The following is a 23,661-nucleotide window of genomic DNA, read 5'->3' as shown; positions in this document are numbered from 1 at the left end:
AGGGTGTTCACGCTACGGTTCTCGCGGCGCTGGTCAGCAGGATACGCATCCGGTAGTTCTCCGCGTTGCGGAATCCGCGGCCGGTGCGTTTGATGTTCTTGATGCCGGTGTTCGCGGCCTCGACGCGGGCGGTGGTCGCGCCGGTGACGATGAGGACCTCGATCGCGTCCCACCAGGCCACGACGGTGTCGTAGAGCTTTGTCGCCTCGGGCATGTTCGCGATCTGGGCGAAGTAGCCCATCCGCATCCGTTCGTCCCAGGCCTGGGCGAGGGTGTCGGTGGCCAGCAGGCGGCGGAGTTGCTCCTTGATGCCCCAGGCGGCGGAGAGCTCGTCGGTGGGGTCATCGGTGCGGAACACGTCCTCGAGCCGCTCCCAGGCTCGCGGGGTGAGGGTGTCGCCGCCGCGTAGCAGCAGCATCCGGTGGGCCCAGGCCGGGTCGTCCTTGCGGCCCCGGCGACCGCGGTGGGTGCGGGCCAGGCGCTGCCTGATGGTGGTGACCATGTCGTTGCCGAGCTTTACGAGGTGGAACTTGTCGACCGAGACCGCGGCGCGGGGCAGGTAGGTCCGTAGTGCTTTGCGGAACGCGGCCGAGGGGTCGATCGCGACGATCTCGATCCGCTCCCGCCAGGCCTCGGAGCGCTGGGCGAGCCAGTCCCCGACGGTGGCGCTGTCGCGGCCGTCGACGATGCCCAGGACCTGCCCGGTGGCCAGGTCGACCAGTGTCGTCATCCACGGCTCGAACCGCCTCCAGGAGCCCTGATCGGTGCGGAACCAGCGCACTGACCGGTAGCGGTGCTCATCGATGCCCAGCCGGGTCACGCACGTCTTCTCGACGTCGGTCAGGACCACGGCAGCGGCGCTGAGGGCGGCCTGGACCAGCCACCACGAGACGCCGTGGGCCCGGGCGACCTCGGAAGCTGCCCGGCCGGAGGTGATCACGGCCGAGACGACTTGATCGCGCAGCCTGGTGGTCGAGCGGGCGTATCGGGGGATCTGCTCGGTGGCCTCAGCGAACGTGCCCCGGGCGCAGGCCGGCTCGAGACAGAACCAGCGCCGCTTGGCCCACACCACCACCGTCGCCCCGGCGACGGGAACGTCCCTGACTTGCTGCATCCGGCGGGAGTGGACCTGCGTCGCGAGCGCCCCGCAGGACGGACAGCCCGGCGGGACGGTCGAGGCGATCACCACCCGCCGGCTGCCATCGGGCAGGTCGACGGCATCGATGACGCGGTAGTTGGGCAGGTTGAAGATCGTGCTCGCAGCATCCCGCTGCGAACCAGTATTCTCGTGCACAGGCTCGTGGTCCTCTGGAATGTGGATGTCTTGACAACACCCATCACAGCAGGACCACGAGCCGTTCTACGCCAACGACGCGACGCTCCCCATCACCACGAACCGGGAAGAGCCGGTAAACCTGCAGGTCGGAGCACGAAATCCAACATATCCAACATGTCCCCGCGGAACCCTATACATATAGGGGATCTGGGAGATACCCCCTTACACACACACATCTCAATCTCCATAAGAGATATAGTTATATATGTTGGATATGTTGGATTTTGCCTCGTGACCTGCAGGTTCATGGGGTGCGCACTGTGCGCGCTCTGTTGGCGCTCGACTCCAAAAACCCAGTCCGACCTGCACAAACGGGCTGTCGTGCGATGTTGGATATCGGCCGACGAGCCCCGGACGCACCGGCGCTGAGGGATCCTTCGCATATGGGTGGGTGTACGAGCACTCGATCCGGAAGGACCCCTGATGCACACCCGACGAGCCCGCTATCTGCTCCAGCCCGGAGAGAGCCCCACCCTGCCTGAGCGGACCGTGCCGCAGGTGCTGCGGATCGGCCTCGCCCGCGACGTGCTGGGCATGCCCGACGAGCGGATCATCACCTCCCCCGCGGTGGCGTTCCCGCTGCCGCGCTACCTCGACGGCGCACCGCTGCGCGGCGCGGCCGGGGTGCGGCCGGACGCGCTGCGGTACCCGTTCATGTGGCTTCCCGAGCCGCTGCGCGAACGCCTCGAGGTCGACACCGGCGAGGAGGCCACCACGGTCGAATCCGACGATGCCTGGGCGCTGCGGATCGCGTTCGAGATGTGGGGCTCGGGGCTGTACGACATCGACACCGGCGGATGGCTGGACGTGCTGGCGCTGTACGACCTCGACGCCGACGACGAAGCCACCCAGGACCGCATCGCCGTCTGGTGGGCCGGAGCCGATGACGCCGACCTCGACGCCATCGACCTCACCGGCGTGTTCGTCCCCGAGAGCCAGGAGGGTTCGGACTGGGCCTCCATCGCCGCCCTGGCACTTGTCGAGAGCTTCGACAAGGCCTCCATGGCGCTGTCGGCGGTCGACACCGTGGCGCTGTGCCAGATGGTCACCGACGGCGAGCTGGAAGCGCTGGGCACCACGGACCCGGCCCGGGCGGTGCGCTCCCTGCTGGCCGTCGCCCGCACCCGCTTCACCTCCCAGGACGAGGTCTCCGCGCTCCTGGCCCATCTGCACCGCCAGGCCGACCGTCCCGGCGCCGACGGGACCCGCCTGGTCGCCGAGATCATCCCGCAGGTGAGCGAGATCGCCCAAGGGCTGTGGCTGACCTACGCCCCGGTCCTGGACGAGGTGATCGCCAGCTTCGAGCCCGACCAGACCGCGAAGGAGAACGCGTGAACGCCACCCCCGCCCAGGTCCAGCGCACCCGCCACAAGGTCCCCGGGTTCGACCCGCACAACGACGCCCACGTCACCGCCGTCGAATCGAAGATCTCCGAGGCCGCCGGCGCCGGGTTCCGCGTGGTCGGATTCGACCCCGACAGCCAGCAGGTCACCCTCGAACGCACCCGGGCCGTGACCGAGGTCGCCGCCGAGAAGGGCACCACGAGGCTGATCGCCAGCTTGCGCACCGGCGCGAAGCCCTCCGACGGCGAGAGGGAGGCGACGAGGCTGGAGAACCAGCACCCCGGCTACACCATGACCCGCTTCGAGCCGCACCTGAACAACGCCGTGCTCGAACAGCTCGACCCGGACGTGGTCCGCTGCCGCGGGGCCGTGGCCAACGTCTTGTCGGTCAAGCCGTGGCTCGTCCAGGCGGCGGCCCGCACGGACGGTGGGTTCGTCCTCGACCTCCCGACCCGCTACGTCCCCTCCAAGCACGACGAGAAACTCACCGAGATCGCCGAGGACGTCGTCGGCGCCCCCGGCTGGTACGTCGACATCGACCCCAAGTCCCTGCGTGCCGAGATCATCCCCGCCGAGCCGCCCACGTTCGCCGCGACGATCCCGTACCCGTTCGACCGCCAGATCCCCACCTTCACCTCCCCTGGCGAGACGGCATGGGCCCGGGCCCCGATCGGCCTGGCCCTGGGCCGCCCCGGCGAGGAGACCGGGCCGGAGTACCGCCTGGATCTGGCCAGCGCCTCGCACACACTGCTGCAGGGCCTGCCGATGTCCGGCAAGGGCGTGAACATCAACGCGTTCGCCTACTGGATGCTTCAGGCTGGTGCCGAGCTCGCCATCGTCGATACCCCCGACAAGAGCGTGGACTTCGAGTGGATCAAGCCCTACGTGCGCGACGGCGGTTGGGGGTGTGAGTCCTACGAGGCGATGGTCGCGACCTGCTCGATGGTCTACGCCGAGGGCAAGCGCCGTGCCGCCGTGCTCAAGAAGCGCGGGATCAACAACTGGCTGTCGATCACCGACGACCCGTCCTTCCGGCCGCTGGTGCTGATCGCCGACGAGTACACCGGGCTGATGACCGAAGAGCGGGTCCCCAAGGCGCTGCCGAAGGACCATCCGATGCGGATCGAGGCCGAGACCACCAACGGCTACAAGGACATGATCGCCACGTTCATCCAGAAGATCGCCCTTCAGATGCGGTTCGTCGGCGTGCACATGTTCGTGGCCACTCAGCTGGGCAACACCAAAACGGGGGTCTCGACCGCGCTGAAGGCCGCCTGCGGCAACCGGTTCCTGATGGGACCGAACGCCTCGGACAACCAGCGGTCCAACGCCTTCGCCGCCCCCGATGCCGTCGCCGAGGTGCCCGACAACGTCGCCACCACCGCAGGGGTGTCCAAGGGCGTCGGCGTGTCCGAGACCGAGGGTCAGCCCTCCCAGGTGTTCAAGGGCTACTTCGCCACCCCCGCCGAGTTCACGACCCACCTCGAGCAGAACACCGACCTGCGGCGCACCACCCGGCCAGAGCCCACCCGGGCCGAGATCGCCGAACACACCGGCATGGACGACCTCGACCACGGGCCCGGACAGCTCTCAGACGACGACCCATGGAACGGCCGCCGGACTCCGAAGGCCGACTCGGACCGGGTCTACGCCGAAGACGGGACCGAGCTGCGCGGTGCCGCGGCGGCGGCACGGGCCGCGAAGAACACCACCTGACCTTCACGGTCGACCGGCCCCGCCCACTTTCCCGGGGTGCAGGGTGTAGGGCACTCCTGCCAGGCGGGGAGCGGTTCTCGGCGACTGCTCCCCGCCTGTCTGGTCCGATCCGGGTTTCCCCGCCCACTTGTCGCAGTGCCCTACCACCCACCGGACAAGGAAGCGTCATGAGCATCCCCAACACGGACCAGACAGAGCCGGGCGAGGGAGCCTTCTCCATCCGCATCGGCGACCGCGAGGTGGCCGCCGACCGCAACGACGAGCTGCTGGCCGCCGTCATCGGACCCCAGTACCTGGACGAACAGGACCCGGAGCTGTTGTTCCTGATGCGGTTGGAGCACGCGATCATCATCGCCACCGCCGTGCAGGAATCGATCGTGGCCGCCGCCGTCGCCGCCGGTGATCTCGACGAGACCACAGACGAGGACACCTGGACGACGCTGCTGGCCGAGCGGGAGACCGCCCACCCCGGGGTGCGCTGGCAGCATCGGGTGCCGCTGGTGCTGGTCACGTCGCTGTTCGCCCCGTACACCGACCGGGACCAGCCCATCGGCAACGTCGCCTGGGTCGACCCCATCGACGACGTCGCCATGCTGGATTCACTGCAGGGGCTGGGCATCATCGAGGTGCTCGAGCACGACGATCTGGCGATGTCCTGATGCCGGCCGCGACGCTGACCGGGACGATGCCGCACCGGGCGGTGACCAGCGAGAACCCCGACCGGGTGGTGCCACTGGCACCCCGGATCGTCGAGTACCTGTGCGGCCAGTGCGAACTGACCACCACCGCACGACTGCACGCACAGGCACCGATCCCGCAGCTGTGGCCATGCCGCCGGTGCCGCGCCGGCGCCGAATGCACCGTCGAACCCGACGAATCCGCCGAGCTGATCAGCCTGCCCGTGGCCTCGAAGACCCCGCCACGCAAATCCCACTGGGAGCACGTCCGCGACCACCGCACCGACGCCGAACTCGAACGGCTACTCGACAAACGCCTGGCACTGCTGCACGCCGGCAAGCTCCACGCCGGCCCTTCCCCCAGCTGACTCGTCCCACCAGCGCGGGTCTCCGCCCACTTGCCACGGCGAGGCCGGAGATCCCGGGCGTCTGGAGGGTGATCAACATGATGGGCGGGCATCACGCGATCAGTGGGGCGGCGGCATGGCTGGCTCTGACCGGCTCCGCCAGCATCGGCGACCGTGCCCTCGGCGCCGGGGTGCTGGACCTGACCGGGCCGGAGGTGCTGGCCGGGACCGTGGTCGCGGCCGGTGCGGCGCTGTTGCCGGACATCGACCACCCATCCGCGACCATCGCCCGCTCCGCCGGCGCCGTCTCGAAGCTGGCCACGTCCGCGGTCTCCTCGGCCGCCGGTCACCGCGGCGCCACCCACACTCTGCTGGCCGTGGTCGCCTTCACCCTGCTCGGCGCCGTGGCCACCGGTGTGAACTGGAGCTGGCATGCGCCCGTGGTCGGTCAGGTCCAGGTCGGGGCGGTGATCGTGGTGACCGTGCTGTGCGCCATCGCCGTGCGCGCGATGAAACTCGTCCGCGGCGGCCTGACGCCCTGGCTCGTCGGGACCGGCTGCGGACTGCTGACCGCTGTTGCCGCCCCGGAGACGTCGATCTGGCTGCCGGTGGCGATCGGCCTGGGGGCGCTGGTGCATCTGCTCGGCGACCTCGTCACCACCGACGGCATCCCGTTCCCCACCTGGCCGCTCGTGCTGAAGCCCTCCAAGCGGGTCGAGTCGGCGCTGTGGCACGCCGACGGGGACATCGCCGTGCCGATCCTCGGCAACGCCGGAAGCGCCCGCGAATGGGTCCTGTGCGGCGCGTTGACCCTGTACGTCGCCGTCGCGATCGCCATCACCATCCTGCCCTGACCCGCCACCACCGCGGCGGTGTCGTCCTGCCGCGGGCCCGGTTCGCCCACTGCCCCGCCGAACCCCCTACCCGCACGAGGAGAAGGAACCCATGGCTTCCCTGATCGAGTCCGTCCGCAAGCTGCACGGCCCCCACGCCCTCGCCCATGAGAACGGCTACGACGTCGACGTCACCTGCGCCGAATGCACCCGCCTGCGACTGGAGGCCCTGGACCAAGCCGCCGGGGACGGCGAGGACCTGTCCTACAGCGCCGAGAGCGTCCGCGTGCCCTACCCGTGCAACACCCGCGTCGTCGCCGGCACCACCGCCGCCGAGGGAAAGGACGAGGCCGCCCGGATGCGGCTGGAGCGCCTGGTCGTCCAGCGGGAAGAGATCGAGGAGCAGGCTGAGCGGCTGGATGCGGTGATCGCGTTGATTCGTCGCGACCTCGGCGAGACCCCCGACGAGGCCGATGAGCCCGACGACGGCCCGGAGCCGGAGGACGGACCCGAGCCCGAGGATGAGGACGAGCGACCCGCACCGGCCAAACGCGGCAAGAAGGCCAAGGCCAAGGAGACCGACACCGACCAGTCCGGTAAGCCTGCCGAAGTCTCCAACGAGCCGGTCGATGCCGTCGACGAGTACGACTTCTGAACCCAGTTCGTCCGAGTCGGCCCGAAGCCGTGGACCACCTGGCCGACGGGGCTTGACAGACACCAGCGAACCGGTTTGACTATCTCGCACGAAACCGGTTTGCACATTGCTAACGGCCGTCGGGAGAACGCGCATCCGCGGAGTCTGCGCTCGACGCGGCCGGGCTTGATCCGACCACGCTCACCCCGCCCGGAGGAGGAAGACCATGCACGGTGCACGACCCACCATCGGGGACGTCGCGCACGCCGCCGGTGTTTCCAAGGGCACCGTCTCCCTCGCCTACTCGGGCAAGCGCCCGGTGGCGGAGGAGACTCGTCGCCGTATCTTCGCAGCGGCGGAGACGCTGCGGTGGACCGCGAGTTCGAGCGCCCAGGCGCTTGCGACCTCTCGCACCAGCACGATCGGTCTCGTCATTGCACGGCGACCGGAGATCATCGCCACCGACACCTTCTTCCCACGCTTCATCGCCGGCTGCGAGGCCGTCCTCGCCGAGGCCGGGATGGGTCTGATGCTCAACGTCGTTGCTGATGAGGACGCTGAGACGGCGGCCTACGAGCGCTTTGCCGCGGGACGCGTCGATGGAGTGATCCTGCTCGATGTGGAGCAGGGCGACCGCCGCCCCAATCTCGTCCGCGAGCTGGGACTGACCGCCGTGATGCTCAGCGCGGAGCCGCCGCACGAGAATGATCCCGTCGGCACTCCCGTGGTCTACACCGAGGACGCCGCCGCCGTCGGCGAGCTCGTGGAGCTGCTCATCGAGGCCGGCCACTCCCGCATCGCACACGTCTCCGGGCCTCTGCGCTACGTCCACGCCGTAGCGCGCCGGGACGCCTTCGCGGCCGCGATGACCCGCCATGGCCTCCTTCCCGACCGCATCGTCGAGGGCGACTTCACGGCCGCCTCCGGTCGTGATGCGACCGCTGCACTGCTCGACGGCGACGACCGGCCGACGGCGATCGTCTACGCGAACGACGTGATGGCGATCGCCGGCCTCTCCTACGCGCGCAGCTCCGGGCTGCGCATCCCCGAGGACCTCTCCGTCACGGGCTTCGACGACAGTGAGCTCTCCGCGCACCTCTCCCCCGGGCTGACCAGCGTCTCCACCGGGGCCGATGTGCGGGGCGCCGTCGCGGCCCGCACGTTGCTGGCGGCGCTCGGCGGCGATGCACGCCGCTCCGTCCTCGTCGACGGCACTGTCGTCGTGCGCCGAGGCAGCATCGCTCCGCCCTCTCGACCCTGACGATCCGCCCACCACCACGACCACCCCCACCACCGAGGAGATCGACGATGACTCTCACCCGGCGCGCTCTCGGCGCCACAGCACTCGCAGTTCCTCCGACCCTCGCCGCAGGAGCCTGCTCACGCAGCGCGGTCGACGCTGAGCAGGCGGCGACAACCCGTGGCGCCATCCGGATCTGGGTCTCCAACAACGAGCAGGAGCTCGCCTGGGGCGAGGCGGTCACCGCCGCCTGGAACGCCGAGCATCCCGATGAGCAGGTCACGCTGCAGGAGGTCCCTGCCGGAGCCAGCTCGGAGGAGGCTATCTCCGCCGCGATCGTGGCCGGCACCACCGCAGATCTCGTCTTCAACGCGTCCCCGGCAGCGCTGCCCGATTGGGTGCGCGCCGGCGGCCTGGTCGATCTGACCACGTTCGAGGGCGGCCGGGAGCACATCGAGAGCCGCACCGGACAGCGCGCCCGCGACTACGCCGAGGACGGAGGCCAGGGCGGTTATTACCAGCTGCCCTGGAAGTCCAACCCGGTGATGGTCATGTTCAACAAGGAGATCTTCGCGGCCGCCGGGATCGATCCAGGGTCCCCGGGAATGGACACCTTCGAGACTTTCCTCGAGGGCTCACGGCAGATCGTCAGCTCAGGTGCCTCGGCATCAGCCGTCTGGCCCGCACCCACGAGCGACTTCTACCAGCCGTGGTTCGACTTCTACCCGATGTACCTCGCCCAGACCCACGGCACGCTCCTCGTAGAGGATGACGCGACCACGTTCGACTCCCCCGACGGCCTGGCGGTCGCCGAGCTGTGGCGCGCGATGTACGAGGAAGAGCTCGCTCCACGGGAGGAGTCCACGGACGACGCGATGACGATGGGCACCACCGCGATGCAGCTGGCAGGGCCGTGGGCGATCGCCACCTACAAGGATCAGCTCGACTACGGATTCATGCCGGTTCCCAGTGCGGACGGCATCGCCCCTGAGGAGACCATCACCTTCGCGGATTCCAAGAACGTCGCGATGTTCAGCTCGAGTCGGAATCGGCTCACGGCCTGGGAGTTCCTCTCCTTCGCCACCAGCGAGGAGTGGGACGGCAAGCTGCTCGAGCTCTCCGGTCAGATGCCTCTGCGCACCGACCTGCTCGCCACCTACCCGGACTACTTCGCCGAGCATCCCGACTACACGAGCTTCGCCGATCAGGCCGATCGAGTGGCCGACGTGCCCTACCTGTCCGGCGCCATCGAGATCTGGCAGCGGTTCCGCGACGAGTTCTCCGCCTCCGCGATCTTCGAAAAGAAGTCGGTCACGGACGGCCTGCACGATGCCGCCGAGCAGATCGATGCGTTGGTCCAGAAGGGAGCACGATGACCACCCCCGATACCGCCCCGCCCCTACGACCCCCGGCGAGCCCGCTGCGTCGGCTGCTCGGGAAGCAGCCTCTCGGTCTGGGGATCTCCCTGCCGTACATCGTGTTCCTCGCCGCCGTGATGGCGTATCCGCTGGCCTACGCCGTGTACATCTCGTTCTTCGACTACGTGTTCACCGCCCCCGGCATGGACATGGACCACCCGTTCGTCGGGCTGGAGAACTATCGCATCGCGCTCACCGATCCCCGCGTGCTGCAGTCCTTCGGCAACATCGCGGTGTTCCTCGTGATCAACGTGCCACTCACGGTCATCCTGTCGATGGGGTTCGCGTCGGCCCTGAACGCGGTCACCCGCTGGGCCGGTGCTTTCCGCGTGGCGTTCTACGTGCCGTACGTGACGGCGAGCGTCTCGCTGATCGGCGTGTGGATGCTGCTGTTCTCGCAGGACGGTCTGGTCAACACGATCCTCGGACCGCTCGCCCCGGATCCTTCGTGGCTGGTCAACGACGCCCTCGCGATGCCGTCGATCGCCCTGTACGTGACGTGGAAGCAGCTGGGGTTCTACATCCTGCTGTACCTCGCCGCGCTCCAGAACGTGCCGAAGGAGCTGTACGAATCCGCCTCGACCGACGGGGCCGGGATCCTGCAGCGCTTCCGACACATCACGGTGCCGGGCCTGCGCGCCACCACGATGCTCGTGCTGATCCTCTCGATCATCACCGGCGCGAACCTGTTCACCGAGCCGTACCTGCTGACCAGCGGCGGCGGACCTGATGGCGCCTCCACCTCGCCGGTGCTGATGATCTACCAGAAGGGCATCCAGCAGGGGAACCCGGACGTCGCCTCCGCGATCGGCGTGCTGCTCGTGATCGGCGTCGGCGTGCTGTCCCTGGCCTCCACCCGCCTGACGAAGGAGAGCTGACATGAGGTCCCGCATTCCCACCCGGATCGCGCTGTACGTGATCCTCGCGCTCGCGGCGCTGGTGTTCATCTTCCCCTTCTACTTCATGATCGTCGGAGCCCTGCAGGAGAACCCGACCACCACCCCGGCGGGCATGTTCCCCACCGGGGGCTGGACGCTGGAGAACTTCGCCAGCATCAACGAGCGGCTCCCGCTGCTGCGTGCGCTGCTGAACTCGGTGGTGTTCACCGCCGGGGTTCTGCTGGGCACCCTGACCTTCGGTCTCAGCGCCGGCTACGCCCTGTCCCGGCTGCACTGGCGCGGTCGCGGAGTGCTGTTCGTGGTCATGCTCGGCGTGCAGATGGTCCCCTTCCAGCTGCTCATGATCCCCCTGTACGTACAGGTCGCAGGCTCCTACGGGCTCGGAGACACCTACGCCGGGATGATCCTGCCGTTCTTCATCAACACCACCGCGGTGTTCATCTTCCGGCAGTTCTTCCTGGCCCTGCCCGAGGAGATGTTCGAGGCGGCGAGGATCGACGGGGCGAGCGAGCTGCGCGTGCTGTGGGCCATCGCGATCCCGCTGGTGCGCCCGGCGATCGCGACGGTCGTGCTGATCACCTTCATCGGCCCGTGGAACGAGTTCCTCTGGCCCTTCCTCATCACGAAGGACGCCTCGATGCAGCCCCTCGCGGTGGCGCTGGCGAACTACATCGCCAACATCGCCCAGACCGTCGCGAACCCCAATGGCGCGATCCTCGCCGGGGCCTGCGCCCTCGCGCTGCCCGTCGTGATCCTGTTCTGCCTGTTCCAGAAGTACTTCACGGCCTCCGACATCGGCGCCGGAGTGAAGGGGTGATCGGCCGACGCGACCGACGCATCTGACGCCACTGATACGACCGATACGGCCGCAGCTGAAGCGGCCGCAGCAGCGGACGCGATCGGCGCCGCCTCGCCGAGCCGTCGCAGCACTGCACCCCGACCCCACAGCAAAGGACATCTCCATGACCACCACCAGCCTCTTCGGCGACGCCCGCTTCCCGCTGGGCCCTTTCACCCCCCACGACAACAACCCGATCCTGCGGCCCAAGGGCGACTCCTGGGAGTCCTCGAATCTCTACAATCCGGCGGCGCTGGTCGTCGATGATCAGGTGGTGCTGCTGTACCGAGCCCACGCGGAGGACATCATCTCGCACGTCGGCATAGCGTTCAGCGACGACGGGTACCACTTCGAGCGGGAGGACGCGCCGATCCTCTCGCCCGAGCACGACTACGAGCGCTTCGGCTGCGAGGACCCGCGCATCGCGTACATCGAGGGCACCTACTACCTCACCTACACGGGCTGGGACCGACGCTCCGCGCAGCTGTGCCTGGCGACCTCCCCGGATCTGCGCACCTGGACCAAGCACGGCCCGCTCTTCGAGGACTTCGACACCTTCAAGACCATGGATCCGCGGGGCTTCAACTGGTCCAAGGCCGGCGTGATCGTCCCCCAGCAGATCGACGGGAAGTGGTGGATGTATTTCGGAGAGGGCGGGATCTATTGGGCGACCAGCGACGACCTCATCCACTGGACCCCCGGCACGACCGACGAGGAACCGATGTACTCCCCCACCCCGGGCACCTGGGACGAGGCGCTCGTGGAGATCGGCACCTCTCCGGTGCTGACCGACAACGGGCTCCTGCTGATGCTCACCAACGGCGCCACCCGGCGCTACCTGGAGGACGGCACGCGGGAGGTGGACTACCGCTGCGGGCAGATCGTCATCGACCCCGCGAACCCGACGGCGGTCCTCGCCCGTCTCCAGGAGCCCTGGCTGCGGCCGCAGACCTTCGAGGACAGGCACGGGCTGGTCTCGAACGTGACCTTCGTGGAGGGGCTCGTGAAGTTCCGCGGGAAGTGGTTCGCCTACTACGGCCAGTCCGACACCACGCTCGCCGTCGCGGTTGCCGATCCGGCCGAGAGGTACGGGACCGATCTGCGCGCCGACGGCTGAGCTCGCCCGGTAGGGCCTTTGCACGAAACGGCCCGCCTTCCCGGTTCCGCGGGGCGGCGGGCCGTGCCTGCACGAGGACTCTCAGGGCAGGGAGAGCAGCGCCTGCATCGGCAGGTGATCGGACGCGAAGGCACCGCTGGGATCGCGGTAGTCGTTGATCGCAGCCTGATGCGTGGTGATGTCTTCCGTGGTCAGCACCCAGTCGATCCGGTCGCCACCCTCGACCGCCTCTGCGTAGCCGGGGCAGGTCTCCCAGGCCGGGGTGAGCTGCTCGGCCGCGGTATCCCAGGAATCCACGGTGGGGCCGTCCGTGACGAGGGTCGTGTAGGCACCGGAGTCATGGGCGGGTGAGTTGTAGTCGCCGGTGACGATGGTGGGGAGCTGGTCGAGCTCCCCGCCGTCGAAGAGGTCGATCATCGCCTGGCCGCTCTTGAGCCGTGCCTGCTCGGACTCGTGGTCGAAATGGGCCGAGCCGGGACGGTGTGACCACTGCGGAAAGTTCCGCGACCGCAACACCACCTACCTGGTCACCGACCCTGAGACCGGGGACACGCTGCAGGTCGGTGCCTCCTGCATGGGGGCATTCCTCGGCATCAAGCCCAAAGGTCTGTGGACCCTGGGGCTGGGGATGGATGACCTGCAGGACGATGACCAGCACGCGCCCGTGGGATCGACCCAGGTCACCGACAGTCGGGGACTGGTCGCGAAGGCACTGGTCGCCACCGACATGGGCAAGCGCTACGTGTCGAAGTCGCGCGCCGCCGGATGGGGCGCCTCCTCCACCGCGGACCGGGGCGAGTACCTGTTCAGCTCGGTCACCTCCCGCCGGCTGACCCCGGAGGAGCGCGAAGAGCGCGAGCAGGCCCACGAGCAGCTGGCCGAAGTGCTCAAATCGGGGGTCGTGGACGACGTCATCTCTGCCGGAGCCTCGATCGGCACGGACTCCGACTACGGCCGCAACCTCATCACAGCTCTCGAGGCCGGGTTCGCCACCGACAAAATGCAGGGCGTGGTCGTCAGTGCCGTCGCCGTCTACGGTCGCCGGCAGCGCGAGGTCGCGAACCAGGAGGCTCAGCAGGAGCGGGCCGCGTCGGCCGCCGAGGGGTTCGCCGCACCGGTCAAGACGCGGATGCGGGAGGTGCCGGTGGCCGTCACCAACGTGTACGAGTCCACCCGGCCCCGGTACGGCTACCCGTACGGTGACGAGCCGTTCCAGATCATCACCATGCGCGACGCTGACGGCCACGAGATCGTCTGGAAGACCGGCTCGCTCCAGCAGGTGCAGGCCGGAGACCAGGTCTCCATGACCGGCACCGTGAAGGACCATGACCGGTTCCGGGGCGTCGACCAGACCGTCATCTCCCGCGCGAAGCTGGACAGGCCCGCCGACCCCGGCGCCGACGGCTGACCAACCGGACCCGACGCCAGGAGCGGTCTCTCGGCTCGGGCCCCGCAGCTCAGTACGGCCACCGGATCGCTGGGTCGTGCCCGGACATGTACAGCTGCTCCCGCACCCAGACGGGACGCTCCCCCAGCGCTTGGGCGATCTTGCGGTGCGAGGACCCTTTCAGCCAGGCTTCCTCGATCGCCCACTCGCGTTCGAGGACGATGCGCGGCCGAAGCCGGTTGACCTCTCGTGCCAGGTCGTGGAGCAGCACTGCGTCGGATACTGGGTCGATCGAGGGGTGGTGGTTCACGGGGCGTCCTTCCTCATGGTTGCCGTTTTCGGTAGCGCTGATGTCGCTGTCGCCTCGCACCGTGCCGGTCCCGAACAGGATCCGCAGACGCAGCAGGCCTGCGATCATGTGGCCATGAGCTCCAAGCCCCTCGTGCTGTCCGACATCCGCTCGCGCGCCGGCGCCTTCGTCGCGGAGTGGCGGGACGCCGAGGGGTACGAGCGCGGTGAGGCGCAGGAGTTCGTGCGCGGCCTCCTGGGGGTGTTCGGGGTCAGCGGACGCACCGCTGCGGTCTACGAGAAGAGGGCGCAGCGCTCCACGACGGGGCGCCGCGGCTACATCGACGCGCTGATCTCCGGGACGGCGTTGGTCGAGATGAAGTCTGCCGGCGAAGACCTCATTGCTGCCGAAGCGCAGGCGCTGGACTACATGGAGTCGCTCACCGAGAACGAACGCCCCGATCACGTCATCACCAGCGACTTCCGCCGCTTCCGGCTGCTCGACCTCACCGCCGAACCCGGCGAGCAGTCCGTGATCGAGTTCGACCTCGACCAGCTGCCCTCCCGCGTCGAGGGCCTGATGTTCCTGGCCGGCTACCGGCGTACCAAGTTCGGCTCCACCGAGCAAGAGAACGCCTCGATCAAAGCCGCCCAGCTCATGGCCGGCCTGTACGAGCACCTCGAGAAGACCGGGTATGACGACCACCAGGCATCGATCTTCCTGATCCGCACCCTGTTCTGCCTGTACGCCGACGACTCCGGCCTGTGGGAACGCGACCTGTTCTCCCGCTACATCGAGGAGCGCACCAGCGAGGACGGCTCCGACCTCGGCGCGCAGCTGGCCACGCTGTACCAGGCGCTGAACAAGCCCGAGGACAAGCGCTACGGCCGCGACGACGACCTGCTGATGGCGTTCCCGTACGTCAACGGCTCCGTGTTCGGCGAGGCGGTGGACATCCCCTACTTCGACCGCGACTCCCGCCAGCTGCTGCTGCAGGCCGCCTACTTCAACTGGTCCAGCATCTCCCCCGCGATCTTCGGGTCCCTGTTCCAGGCGGTGAAGGACAAGAAGGCCAGGCGCGGCCTCGGCGAGCACTACACGACCGAGACCAACATCCTGAAGCTCATCCGTCCCCTGTTCCTCGACGAGCTCGAGGAGCGGTTCGTCAAGGCGCGCGCGAAGAAGCGCGACCTCGAGAAGCTGCTCGAGCACCTGGGGTCGCTGACGTTCGCGGACATGGCTTGCGGCTGCGGGAACTTCCTGATCATCGCCTACCGCGAGCTGCGCGCCCTGGAGCTACGGATCCATGAGCGCCTCCAGGAGCTCGACCCGCGCCGCACCCAGCTGTCGCTGGACGCGGAGTCGCGCGTGCATGTGAAGCTGACGCAGTTCTACGGCATGGAGATCGAGGAGTGGCCCGCTACGATCGCGCGGACGGCGATGTTCCTGGTCGAGCATCAGGCCAACCAGGACGTGAACCTCACCCTCGGCTACGCGGTCCCGATGCTGCCCCTACAGGATTCCGCTCGCATTGTGGTCGGCAACGCCCTGCGCACCGACTGGACCGACGTGCTCACCCCTGATGCCGGCACCTTCATCATGGGCAATCCGCCGTTCCTCGGGCACGCCACCCGCACCAACGAGCAGGCGCAGGAGCTGCGCGACGTGTGGCAGCGCAAGGACATCGGCCGGCTCGACTACGTCACCGGCTGGTACCGCAAGGCACTCGACTTCTTCGGCGAGATCCCAGGTCGATTCGCGTTCGTCTCGACCAACTCCATCGCTCAGGGCGAGCCCGTGCCGGCGCTGTTCGGCCCGATCTTCGAGGCGGGATGGCGCATCCGCTTCGCCCACCGCACCTTCGCCTGGACCAGCGAAGCACCTGGCGCCGCGGCCGTGCATTGCGTGATCATCGGTTTTGATCGGGAGGCGAAGCCGAAGCCCCGCCTGTTTGCTTATGCGAGTCCCAAGGGCGAGGCGTCCGAGATCGCCGCCCACACCGTCAACGGGTACCTCGTCGATGGCCCGAATGTTCTTGTCGAACAGCGCAGGGCTCCGCTGTCGCCAGGACTGCCAGATGCGACCTTCGGAAACATGCCGCGCGACGGAGGGCACCTCATCATCGAGGCCGAGGAATACGGTGAGGTCGTCGCCGATCCGATTGCCGCGAAGTACGTGCGACAGTATGTCGGTGCGCGGGAGCTCGTCCGCCGGCAGCAGCGTTGGTGCTTGTGGCTGGCCGATCTCGATCCCGCAGACGTACGGAAGTCCCCCGTGCTGAGGGAGCGCATCGAGGCGGTACGGGAGTTCCGCAACGCCAGCTCAGCCTCCTCCACGCGAGGGATGGCTGCGACCCCGCATCTCTTCGGGCAGCGCTCTCAGCCGGACGTGCGCTTCATCTGCATCCCCAGCGTCGTGAGTGAGCACCGCCTTTTCATGACGTGTGCCTATTTCGAGCCCGATGTGATTGCCAGCAACGCGGCATTCAAAGCCGGCGACCCCGACGGGTTGCTGTTCGGCATCATCTCCTCGTCTATGTTCATGGCCTGGCAACGAGCTGTCGGCGGTCGTCTGAAGTCAGACATCCGATTCTCGAACACGTTGACCTGGAATACGCTCCCCCTCCCGGCGCCGGAGCCGCCACTACGGCAGAAGATTATCGCCGCTGGCGAGGAAGTTCTGGAGGTACGGGCTCTCCATCCGGAGCGGTCGCTCGCAGAGCACTACGATCCGCTGGCGATGGACACTGCGCTGCTGAAGGCCCACCGGAGCCTGGACGTCGCGGTGGACAAGGCATTCGGTGCTAAGCGCACGTGCAAGTCGGAGTGGGAGCGCCAGCGGATCCTGTTCGAACGCTACGCGGAGATGACCCAGTGATAGGCCGCCGGCATTCCTGTTGCGCGGCACAGAGGCAAGGCGTAGATAATTGGCACAGACGAGGAGAGAAGGGTCATGACAACAAATAACACCGCGCGAGGGCCCGAGGACGGAAATCGAGACGCCGCCAGGCTTAAGACTGAATGGACCGCCGCTGCGCTCAGCGCCGAGAAGGCCCTGGAGGTCCCCCGCGGACTCATGAGTTTCGCGAGCGACGGGCGCGGCAGGCCGACCAACGAGCAGAAGTACCTCTACCTCTCCGCCGTCACCTTCACGTACGCCGTGTGGGAGTCCTACGCCGAGGATGTCGCGATCGAACTCGTTGAAGTCCTGGCCTCCTCGCTCCCCACTGACTCCATTCCGACTCACGTGGCGGATGTCCTGTCGGGCAAGGATGCGTGGCAACTTGCTGTACATCCAGGGTGGCGAGGCCTCTGGACCAAGGAGGTCAACACGGCCGCCAAAGGTGGCGAGGGGGCGGGCTACGGCATCAACACCGCCAGCTATAAGAACGTGCGGGCACTGTTCGAGCTTGCTGGTATCGGCGATGCGTTGCCGTCTCACTTGTCTGTCGCGCCGGAAACGGAACTTGGCAAGCTGAAAGGCTTGCCTGCCAGCGTAGGCGTCACCAAGAACGCGACCGTGAACGTCGATCGTTGCCTCAGCCTCCTCATTAACCTTCGCGGTGAAGCGGTTCACACCGCCCGCACCGAGGGCAAGCTGTTGAAGAACGAGGTGCTATGGTGGACAGCCTTCATCCGTGAGCTTCACGAGGAAGTCGATCGCAGGTCTCGGGGCACGATCATAGATCTCCTGAAACTCTGATTCGCAGCCTGGCGCCGACAACCATTTCCGTCCAGTAGACGTCGAAGACCTGCGTGCGGGCATTCAGGATTGCCCGGAGCAGTTGCCGCTTGGTCGCAAGAAAGGCGGCGTCGCCGTGAGCGGTGAGGAGGTCTGACGCTGCCGCATCGGCCAGCCGTGGGGAACCTTCGTGCCCGGCCTGGTCCCGCGAGACGCTCGCGCCGCCCACTTCCCGGGATACAGGGGATCCGGAGCTGGGTGAGCACCCCTCGGCATCGGGCCTCGACGGACCGTAGAGACTCGGTTCATCGTCCGGGAGGGTCTGGCCCCATCCGCCTCCCGCCAGGGCCCCGCCGGCCGGATCAACCCGGTCGTGGCGGGGTTCTTCCTGCCCATCGTCCCGTGGGCGTCACACCCAGGGATGCGCTCTGCGCCACCTGACTTGCACAGGTTTAGTGTGTCAGTGCGTCGAGGACGTGTCGGGCGTCGTCGGTGAGGTCGGGCTTCGCGGTGATCTGCTGCCTGGCCAGGGTGATCGTGACGTCCTGCAGCGGGCGGAGGGTCTGGATGATCTTTCGGATGCTGAACCCGGTCGTGTCTTGGAGGTAGCGGGCGATCGCCAGCGCGGTGAAGACGATGGTGAGGTGGGCTTCGATCGCGTCGCGCTGATGATGGAACATGGGTCTGGCCTGGAGGTCTGTCTTGCTCATTCGGAAGGACTGCTCCACGTGCCAGAGGTCGTGGTAGCTGGAGAGCACCTCCGGCGCGGCCATGGTGCTCGCGGGGATGTTGGTGACGTAGCCCTTCAGCCCGACCAGCTGCTTCGCCTTCTCCAGCGACTCCTCATCCAGCTTCTTGCCGGCCGTGGTGGATTTGATGAACCGGGTGCCCTTGACGGAGGCGTCGCCGGCGATCACGGCTCGGGCCCTGTTCTCCTGCTGGGTGAGGGTGTAGTTGTCGTGGACTGCGCGTTTGCGGGAGTAGGACCAGACCGCGCGCCAGTGCCCGGGATGCTCCTTCGCGTCCCAGACCGGCTCTTTGCGGCGTCGCTTCGTCTCGGTCTTGGTGGAGCCGTGCCGCGGGGTGACCGTGTCGATCAGCTGCCCATCGCTGAACGCGTCCCCGTTCCAGTGGAAGTGATTGGCCAGGTCACCGGGGGCTTTCTTCGGCCGTGAGCCGACGATGAACTTCAGCTCCGCTTCGGCCAGGGCGTTCAGGTTCGCCATCGAGAGCATCCCGGCGTCCGCGACGACGACCATGTCCGCCAGGTTGTGTCGCGCCTGGAACTGCTTGATGATCGGCACGATCGTGAGGGTCTCCGCCTTGTTGCCCTCGAAGCAGCCGATCTCCAGCGGGAACCCGTTCCGGTCCACCAGCAGGCCGACCACGATCTGGGGATCGACCCTGCGCTCCTTGCTGAAGCCGACTTTCCTCAGTTCATCTTCCTTCGGGGCTTCGAAGTAGAGCGTGGTGACGTCGTAGAGCACCAGGGAGATGTCGCCGCTGGTCGAGGCGTGTTTGAAGCACTTCGCGGCAATGCGGTCGCGGTACTCACGCTCGCCGCAGCGCTGGAGAGCGGCGTGGAAGGTGTTGCGGTGGACCGGCTGGACGCCGACATCGGCCAGGACGCGGCGGGAATCGCTCATCGAGGTCGGTTCGATCAGCCTCGCGGCGACGAGCTGGAAGAACGCCTCATCCTCGACGACATCGAAGCCGAGCGTGGACCAGGCCGAGCGGAGCGTCTCCACCAGCAGGCGAGAATGTTTCGACTGCACGACGGCCGCCTGTGGATCCTGGGAAAGGTCGAGGTCAAGAGCCCGTTGGCCGGCGTGGATCTTGTCCCTGCCGGCGCTCATCAACGCGGCGAGCTCCGCTTCGGTGCGTGCGGAGCCAAGATGCTCGAGGACCACGTCCCGACGGTTCTTCCGCTCGGCGATCTGCACGGCCGTCGCACCAGACGCCGTGGTCACCTTCCGCAGAAACACCATCCGGTTAGTGTGTCACTTCCACACTGCGCGAAGCGCTCACCAGCACGAACACGAGAGAATCTCCAGAATCGGCTCCTACCTGTGCAAGTCAGGCGGAGCAGCAGCATGCGGTGAGCCCAGGCAGGATCGTTCTTGCGGCCTCGCCGGCCGTGCTGGGTCCGAGCGAGGCGCTGACGGACCGTGGTGACCATGTCGTTGGCCAGCTTGACGAGGTGGAACTTGTCGACCGAGACCGCTGCTTGAGGTAGGTAGGTCCGCAGCGCCTTGCGGAACGCGGCCGAGGGGTCGATGGCGACGATCTCGACCCGCTCCAGCCACGAGTTCGAGCGCTCGGCCAGCCAGTCGCCGACGGCAGTGGAGTCGCGACCATCGACGACGCCGAGGACCTGCCCGGTGCCCAGGTCGACCAGGGTCGTCATCCACGGCTCGAAACGCTTCCAATCGCCCTGGTCGGTGCGGAAGAAGCGCACGGACCGGTAGCGGTGCTCATCGACGCCCAGACGCGTGACGTGAACCGTGTCCACGCTGGGCAGGAGCATGGTTGCGGCTGCGAGGGCGGCCTGGACCATCCACCAGGAGACCCCGTGCGCGCGGGCGACTTCTGAGGCCGCGCGCCCGGAGGTAATGACGGCGCTGACGAGGTCGCTCTTGAGCCGCGTGGTGGAGCGGGCGTAGCGGGGGACCTCCTCGGTGGCCTCGGCGAACGTGCCCCGGCCACAAGACGGTTCATCGCAGAACCAGCGGCGCTTGGCCCACACCACCTCCACCGCGCCGCCTATCGGGACGTCGCGGAGCCGCTGCCTGCGACGCGAATGCACCCTGGTCGCGACCACCCCGCAGGTCGGGCACCCCGGGGCAAGGATGGATTCGATGAGCACCCTCCGAGCACCGTCGGGGACGTCGGCGGCATCGACGACCCGGTAGCCGGGCAGGTTGAAGATCGTGCTCGCAGCATCACGCGGCGAGCCAGTAGGCTCATACACAGGCTCGTGGTCCCTCGCTTCATGGATGTCTCGACAACACCCATCACAGCAGGACCACGAGCCGTTCTACGCCAACGACGCGGCCCCCTCCTTCACCACGAACCGGGAAGAGCCGTTTTGACACCACTCCATGCCCGCCACTCGACCACGATCAATAATCGCCCTAGGGAACATCGTGCTACGCTTTTAGAACCTTCCTTTTGAGCCATTCTGGAATATTCTCCTCGTCTCTAGGAAAATCTTCTAGTTCGATCGCGTAAGTCGAAGCCGTGATAGACGCATCCCATTTCGGCTCATTCTCGTAATCGAATTCCGAGCTAACCGAGATCTCGCCCGACTCTTCGCGCTCCAGTGTCCACGTTGCCGTAAACCACGTTCCAACCCCATCCCGGTACATGACCTTTCGGAGCTCTTCGCTCAGATCTTCCATGTCGAGGGGAGGGAGTGCCGAACCCACTGAACCGTCTGGCCGATACACTCGCATCTCTTCTTGCGCATTCATCGACACAGCGGTTCGAATGTAAATAAGCTTGCTCCACTCTCCCTCGACCTCCAGGGGAACCTGCGAGGCAATTTCGTCAATGAGTTGCCCCTGTCGGATCATTAATGGAATGCTGGAATGATCAGTGTCGGACATTTTGGAAAACCCTTCGTTTCGCTTCTCCGTCAATGGTGTACTGGATCGTAATTCGGCTAGGAGTATCGGACTCCCCGTACTTGAGATACACAGACTCCCCGACCTCGCTACCGCCATCAATCGCGCTACGAAGCCTCGCTTCTATTTGGTAATAGTTTTGAGCGACAGGCCGATAAGTCCTTGAGCCGGACCTGTTCAACTCCTCAAGCATCCCGGCTATATTGATTCGCTCGCGACCGCCACCCAGCGCGTTCTGGATGAAATGTCCACCATCGTAGCCTGGCCCGGCAGAGCGTCCAACACTTTGTTGGATGCTCCCCGATCGAGGTGCCTCGGCCCGCTCGAGGTGCGGTGCGTGCACCTCCACGGTTCGCGACTTCGCATCCGTCACGAACACGTGCTTGTCGTTCACGACGTAGGTGGTGTTGGGGGCCGGGTGGTTGAGGTCTGGGTTCGGTGTACTCGACGGGCCGTAGTCGGTGACGACGTGCGTGACTCTCCCGGTAGCGTCGGTGTAGTACGTGCCGCGACCGGCGACCTCGTATGCCGTGTTGGCCTCCAGCTCCACGCCCTTCGGAGGGAACTGCGTTCGGCTGCCGACCTTTCCTTCGAAGTCAACGTGATGCTCAACTGCCGGCGGAGCCCATTGCTTCGATGCACCCCGTCCAGCTGGAGCGGCACTCTGCTCACCCGGGTCGGCAGCCCGGTTCGCCGCATCGACACTGTTCTCCGGACCTCGACCATCGCCTTGATGCGATTCTGCCCCGCCGGAAGCGGTATCCACTCGACCCTCCGGAGCACTAGTCTCTGCCGAGCGGCCCGGCGCTGCCGAGTCTCCGCTGTCGCCCGTGCCCCCGGGGTCGGTCTCATCCCTCCCCCGCGGCGGCTCCGCCGCCCGTGAACCATCAGCACTGCTGCTGGGAGGCCCAGCGTCCGCGCCAGGGTCAGTTTCCGCCCCGTCACCCGGCCTGGAAGGGGTAGGTGAAGGCTCGAGCTCGACGTCCTCGAGGACGCCTGTGCGGCCGCGAGAGGTCTCCACCCCCTTGGAGAACACGCCGGTGGATCCCTTGGTGATGTTCGCGCCAGCGGGCATCACGAAGTCGGCGGCGTTCCCCTTCACGTGCTTGCCACCTCGTGCGCCCTTCGCGAGACGCCCCGCACGACCCGCAGTCGACAGGACCTTGCCTCCACCGGCGACAGCCCCGCCGACGGGGATGAAGAAAGTGCCGATGTTCAAGACGGTCTCGGTCCCCGCCGCGACGGGGTCTTCCTTCCAGGCATGCCACCCGTCGCCGCCGGCCTCAGCCGCGGCACCGTCCCAACCGACGATCGACCCCACCCCGTCCCGCGCGGTGCGATGCCGCTCCTGCATGAACTGCCCCGCCCCGGTGCCAGAGATGCCCGGAACATAGGCGAGGTATGTCACCGGGGTGATTGCCACCAACGAGGAGAACCCGAAGTCCGCCGCACCGACCCACGACTGCTTCATCGTCTGGCCCCAGGTCGTGCTGTCGTCGAAGTCGAACCCAGCCATCGACGAGACCCCGACTGCAGAGTTCTTGACGAAGTTGCCCGTACCGTCCCAGACGGACTCTCCGCAGTTACGGTCCTCCGCCACAGGGCTGCCCCAGGGCATCGGCTGCGAAGAGTTCATGATCGCGTCCGCTGTCACCGGCGTGAACGCGGACTCGACCGTGCCCATCTGCAGCTCGTTGATCGAGTTGGCGCAATAGGCAGCCGCGCTGGAGATGCGCTCCATCAAGCCCGCATACCTCGCCAGCAGAGTGTTGTTCTTCTCGACGGCGGTTCCGTGCTCGTCCCAGGCGACTTCCTCAGTCTTGGTCCGGTTCGGGCTGTTGCCCCCGACCGCATATTGCTTCTCCTCGACATACCCGGCCTGTGCCCGGGCCCGGAACTCCCGTGCCTCGCTCTCGAGGTCCATCAGGTCCAGCGCGATGTCGAACAGCACCATCGCATAGGTGTCCAGCTGCACTGCCGCGGAGTTCAACCTCTCCTTGAGGTCCTCTGCCGCATCCCTCGGGTCATTCAGCAACGAATAGACCAGCTCCTGCTCCGGCCCCTCGTAACTGGCCGGCAGGCTCGACCAGGTCATCCGCATCCCCTGGACCTCATCGCGGACCTTGGTGCCCATCGTCCGCAGCGACGAGGCACCGGCCTCGATCGATGAGGTATCCAGCGTCGTCCAGCTGCATACGAACTGGTCCGGGTTGATCAATCCGCTGGGGTCGACCGGGTCCGGGGCCCCGCCGCCCATCGGTGGTGTCGTCATCTGGTCAC

Annotated in this window: 20 protein-coding genes and 1 pseudogene; 14 read left to right on the top strand and 7 right to left on the bottom strand. The window is 67.1% G+C overall.

The window, feature by feature from the left end:
- Nucleotides 1–7: 7 nt before the first annotated feature.
- On the bottom strand, nucleotides 8–1,294 hold the full coding sequence (locus JOF44_RS01275) for an ISL3 family transposase (RefSeq protein WP_209886266.1): 1,287 nt from the start codon (nucleotides 1,292–1,294) through the stop codon (nucleotides 8–10).
- 465 nt (nucleotides 1,295–1,759) lie between these two features.
- Between JOF44_RS01275 and JOF44_RS01270 the strand changes: the two genes are divergently transcribed.
- The 11 genes from JOF44_RS01270 (at nucleotide 1,760) to JOF44_RS01220 (ending at nucleotide 12,398) form a co-directional block, all read left to right on the top strand.
- Nucleotides 1,760–2,671: a hypothetical protein gene (locus JOF44_RS01270; protein ID WP_209886397.1), complete on the top strand. Its 912-nt coding sequence runs from the start codon at nucleotides 1,760–1,762 to the stop codon at nucleotides 2,669–2,671.
- Nucleotides 2,668–4,395 (top strand): hypothetical protein, encoded by a 1,728-nt coding sequence (locus JOF44_RS01265; RefSeq protein WP_209886394.1) that lies wholly within the window; start codon nucleotides 2,668–2,670, stop codon nucleotides 4,393–4,395. The genes JOF44_RS01270 and JOF44_RS01265 overlap by 4 nt, the downstream gene beginning before the upstream one ends.
- Nucleotides 4,396–4,562: 167 nt before the next feature.
- Complete coding sequence (locus JOF44_RS01260; protein ID WP_209886392.1) at nucleotides 4,563–5,054, top strand: hypothetical protein; 492 nt, start codon at nucleotides 4,563–4,565, stop codon at nucleotides 5,052–5,054.
- Entirely contained in the window at nucleotides 5,054–5,440 is a 387-nt protein-coding gene (locus tag JOF44_RS01255) for an RNA polymerase-binding protein RbpA (protein WP_209886389.1), read from the top strand. The genes JOF44_RS01260 and JOF44_RS01255 overlap by 1 nt, the downstream gene beginning before the upstream one ends.
- A gap of 77 nt (nucleotides 5,441–5,517) precedes the next feature.
- Entirely contained in the window at nucleotides 5,518–6,273 is a 756-nt protein-coding gene (locus JOF44_RS01250) for a metal-dependent hydrolase (RefSeq protein ID WP_209886386.1), read from the top strand.
- Between the two features lie 91 nt (nucleotides 6,274–6,364).
- Nucleotides 6,365–6,907, top strand: coding sequence for a hypothetical protein (locus JOF44_RS01245; RefSeq protein WP_209886383.1), 543 nt, complete (start codon nucleotides 6,365–6,367; stop codon nucleotides 6,905–6,907).
- Between the two features lie 205 nt (nucleotides 6,908–7,112).
- Complete coding sequence (locus JOF44_RS01240; RefSeq protein WP_209886381.1) at nucleotides 7,113–8,147, top strand: LacI family DNA-binding transcriptional regulator; 1,035 nt, start codon at nucleotides 7,113–7,115, stop codon at nucleotides 8,145–8,147.
- A gap of 47 nt (nucleotides 8,148–8,194) precedes the next feature.
- Nucleotides 8,195–9,502, top strand: a complete 1,308-nt coding sequence (locus JOF44_RS01235) for an extracellular solute-binding protein (RefSeq protein ID WP_209886378.1) — start codon at nucleotides 8,195–8,197, stop codon at nucleotides 9,500–9,502.
- A complete protein-coding gene (locus tag JOF44_RS01230; protein WP_209886374.1) occupies nucleotides 9,499–10,422 on the top strand; it encodes a carbohydrate ABC transporter permease in 924 nt (307 codons plus the stop codon). Before JOF44_RS01235 ends, JOF44_RS01230 begins: the two co-directional genes overlap by 4 nt.
- 1 nt (nucleotide 10,423) lies before the next feature.
- Nucleotides 10,424–11,260 (top strand): carbohydrate ABC transporter permease, encoded by an 837-nt coding sequence (locus JOF44_RS01225; RefSeq protein ID WP_209886371.1) that lies wholly within the window; start codon nucleotides 10,424–10,426, stop codon nucleotides 11,258–11,260.
- A gap of 145 nt (nucleotides 11,261–11,405) precedes the next feature.
- Complete coding sequence (locus JOF44_RS01220) at nucleotides 11,406–12,398, top strand: glycoside hydrolase family 130 protein (RefSeq protein WP_209886368.1); 993 nt, start codon at nucleotides 11,406–11,408, stop codon at nucleotides 12,396–12,398.
- Between the two features lie 81 nt (nucleotides 12,399–12,479).
- On the opposite strand, the gene JOF44_RS01215 is transcribed toward JOF44_RS01220, so the two are convergent.
- Complete coding sequence (locus JOF44_RS01215; protein ID WP_209886366.1) at nucleotides 12,480–12,815, bottom strand: endonuclease/exonuclease/phosphatase family protein; 336 nt, start codon at nucleotides 12,813–12,815, stop codon at nucleotides 12,480–12,482.
- 13 nt (nucleotides 12,816–12,828) lie between these two features.
- Here JOF44_RS01215 and JOF44_RS01210 point away from each other — a divergent pair, with 13 nt between their 5' ends.
- Nucleotides 12,829–13,806: a hypothetical protein gene (locus JOF44_RS01210; RefSeq protein WP_209886363.1), complete on the top strand. Its 978-nt coding sequence runs from the start codon at nucleotides 12,829–12,831 to the stop codon at nucleotides 13,804–13,806.
- Nucleotides 13,807–13,855: 49 nt separating this feature from the next.
- Here the strand turns inward: JOF44_RS01210 and JOF44_RS01205 are convergent, their stop codons facing one another.
- Nucleotides 13,856–14,203 (bottom strand): hypothetical protein, encoded by a 348-nt coding sequence (locus JOF44_RS01205; protein WP_209886361.1) that lies wholly within the window; start codon nucleotides 14,201–14,203, stop codon nucleotides 13,856–13,858.
- Between the two features lie 6 nt (nucleotides 14,204–14,209).
- Between JOF44_RS01205 and JOF44_RS01200 the strand changes: the two genes are divergently transcribed.
- Nucleotides 14,210–16,951 (top strand): class I SAM-dependent DNA methyltransferase, encoded by a 2,742-nt coding sequence (locus tag JOF44_RS01200; RefSeq protein ID WP_209886358.1) that lies wholly within the window; start codon nucleotides 14,210–14,212, stop codon nucleotides 16,949–16,951.
- Between the two features lie 75 nt (nucleotides 16,952–17,026).
- On the top strand, nucleotides 17,027–17,776 hold the full coding sequence (locus JOF44_RS01195) for a hypothetical protein (RefSeq protein WP_209886355.1): 750 nt from the start codon (nucleotides 17,027–17,029) through the stop codon (nucleotides 17,774–17,776).
- Between the two features lie 431 nt (nucleotides 17,777–18,207).
- On the opposite strand, the gene JOF44_RS01190 is transcribed toward JOF44_RS01195, so the two are convergent.
- The 4 genes and pseudogenes from JOF44_RS01190 to JOF44_RS01175 form a co-directional block, all read right to left on the bottom strand.
- The gene (locus JOF44_RS01190; RefSeq protein WP_209886352.1) at nucleotides 18,208–19,743 is read right to left on the bottom strand and encodes an IS1634 family transposase; all 1,536 of its coding nucleotides are present in this window, start codon (nucleotides 19,741–19,743) and stop codon (nucleotides 18,208–18,210) included.
- Between the two features lie 62 nt (nucleotides 19,744–19,805).
- A pseudogene (locus JOF44_RS01185) lies at nucleotides 19,806–20,726 on the bottom strand (ISL3 family transposase); the annotation flags it as partial.
- A 178-nt stretch (nucleotides 20,727–20,904) separates the two neighbouring features.
- The gene (locus JOF44_RS01180; protein WP_209886350.1) at nucleotides 20,905–21,363 is read right to left on the bottom strand and encodes a hypothetical protein; all 459 of its coding nucleotides are present in this window, start codon (nucleotides 21,361–21,363) and stop codon (nucleotides 20,905–20,907) included.
- Nucleotides 21,350–23,653 carry a DNA/RNA non-specific endonuclease gene (locus tag JOF44_RS01175; RefSeq protein WP_209886347.1) on the bottom strand — a complete coding sequence of 768 codons (2,304 nt, stop codon included), beginning with the start codon at nucleotides 23,651–23,653 and terminating at the stop codon, nucleotides 21,350–21,352. The genes JOF44_RS01180 and JOF44_RS01175 overlap by 14 nt, the downstream gene beginning before the upstream one ends.
- Nucleotides 23,654–23,661 lie beyond the last annotated feature (8 nt).

The sequence above is a fragment of the Brachybacterium fresconis genome (assembly GCF_017876515.1).
Taxonomy (GTDB): domain Bacteria; phylum Actinomycetota; class Actinomycetes; order Actinomycetales; family Dermabacteraceae; genus Brachybacterium; species Brachybacterium fresconis.
Note: the sequence above shows the minus strand (reverse complement) of the source record. Positions and strands in the feature narration are given on the sequence as shown.

Excerpts from the sequence above, each read along its gene's own strand:
- JOF44_RS01270 (WP_209886397.1), top strand. The coding sequence starts at position 1,760 with ATGCACACCCGACGAGCCCGCTATCTGCTCCAGCCCGGAGAGAGCCCC.
- JOF44_RS01260 (WP_209886392.1), top strand. The coding sequence starts at position 4,563 with ATGAGCATCCCCAACACGGACCAGACAGAGCCGGGCGAGGGAGCCTTC.
- JOF44_RS01255 (WP_209886389.1), top strand. The coding sequence starts at position 5,054 with ATGCCGGCCGCGACGCTGACCGGGACGATGCCGCACCGGGCGGTGACC.
- JOF44_RS01250 (WP_209886386.1), top strand. The coding sequence starts at position 5,518 with ATGATGGGCGGGCATCACGCGATCAGTGGGGCGGCGGCATGGCTGGCT.
- JOF44_RS01245 (WP_209886383.1), top strand. The coding sequence starts at position 6,365 with ATGGCTTCCCTGATCGAGTCCGTCCGCAAGCTGCACGGCCCCCACGCC.
- JOF44_RS01240 (WP_209886381.1), top strand. The coding sequence starts at position 7,113 with ATGCACGGTGCACGACCCACCATCGGGGACGTCGCGCACGCCGCCGGT.
- JOF44_RS01235 (WP_209886378.1), top strand. The coding sequence starts at position 8,195 with ATGACTCTCACCCGGCGCGCTCTCGGCGCCACAGCACTCGCAGTTCCT.
- JOF44_RS01230 (WP_209886374.1), top strand. The coding sequence starts at position 9,499 with ATGACCACCCCCGATACCGCCCCGCCCCTACGACCCCCGGCGAGCCCG.
- JOF44_RS01225 (WP_209886371.1), top strand. The coding sequence starts at position 10,424 with ATGAGGTCCCGCATTCCCACCCGGATCGCGCTGTACGTGATCCTCGCG.
- JOF44_RS01220 (WP_209886368.1), top strand. The coding sequence starts at position 11,406 with ATGACCACCACCAGCCTCTTCGGCGACGCCCGCTTCCCGCTGGGCCCT.
- JOF44_RS01215 (WP_209886366.1), bottom strand. The coding sequence starts at position 12,815 with ATGATCGACCTCTTCGACGGCGGGGAGCTCGACCAGCTCCCCACCATC.
- JOF44_RS01205 (WP_209886361.1), bottom strand. The coding sequence starts at position 14,203 with ATGATCGCAGGCCTGCTGCGTCTGCGGATCCTGTTCGGGACCGGCACG.
- JOF44_RS01200 (WP_209886358.1), top strand. The coding sequence starts at position 14,210 with ATGAGCTCCAAGCCCCTCGTGCTGTCCGACATCCGCTCGCGCGCCGGC.
- JOF44_RS01195 (WP_209886355.1), top strand. The coding sequence starts at position 17,027 with ATGACAACAAATAACACCGCGCGAGGGCCCGAGGACGGAAATCGAGAC.
- JOF44_RS01190 (WP_209886352.1), bottom strand. The coding sequence starts at position 19,743 with ATGGTGTTTCTGCGGAAGGTGACCACGGCGTCTGGTGCGACGGCCGTG.
- JOF44_RS01180 (WP_209886350.1), bottom strand. The coding sequence starts at position 21,363 with ATGTCCGACACTGATCATTCCAGCATTCCATTAATGATCCGACAGGGG.
- JOF44_RS01175 (WP_209886347.1), bottom strand. The coding sequence starts at position 23,653 with ATGACGACACCACCGATGGGCGGCGGGGCCCCGGACCCGGTCGACCCC.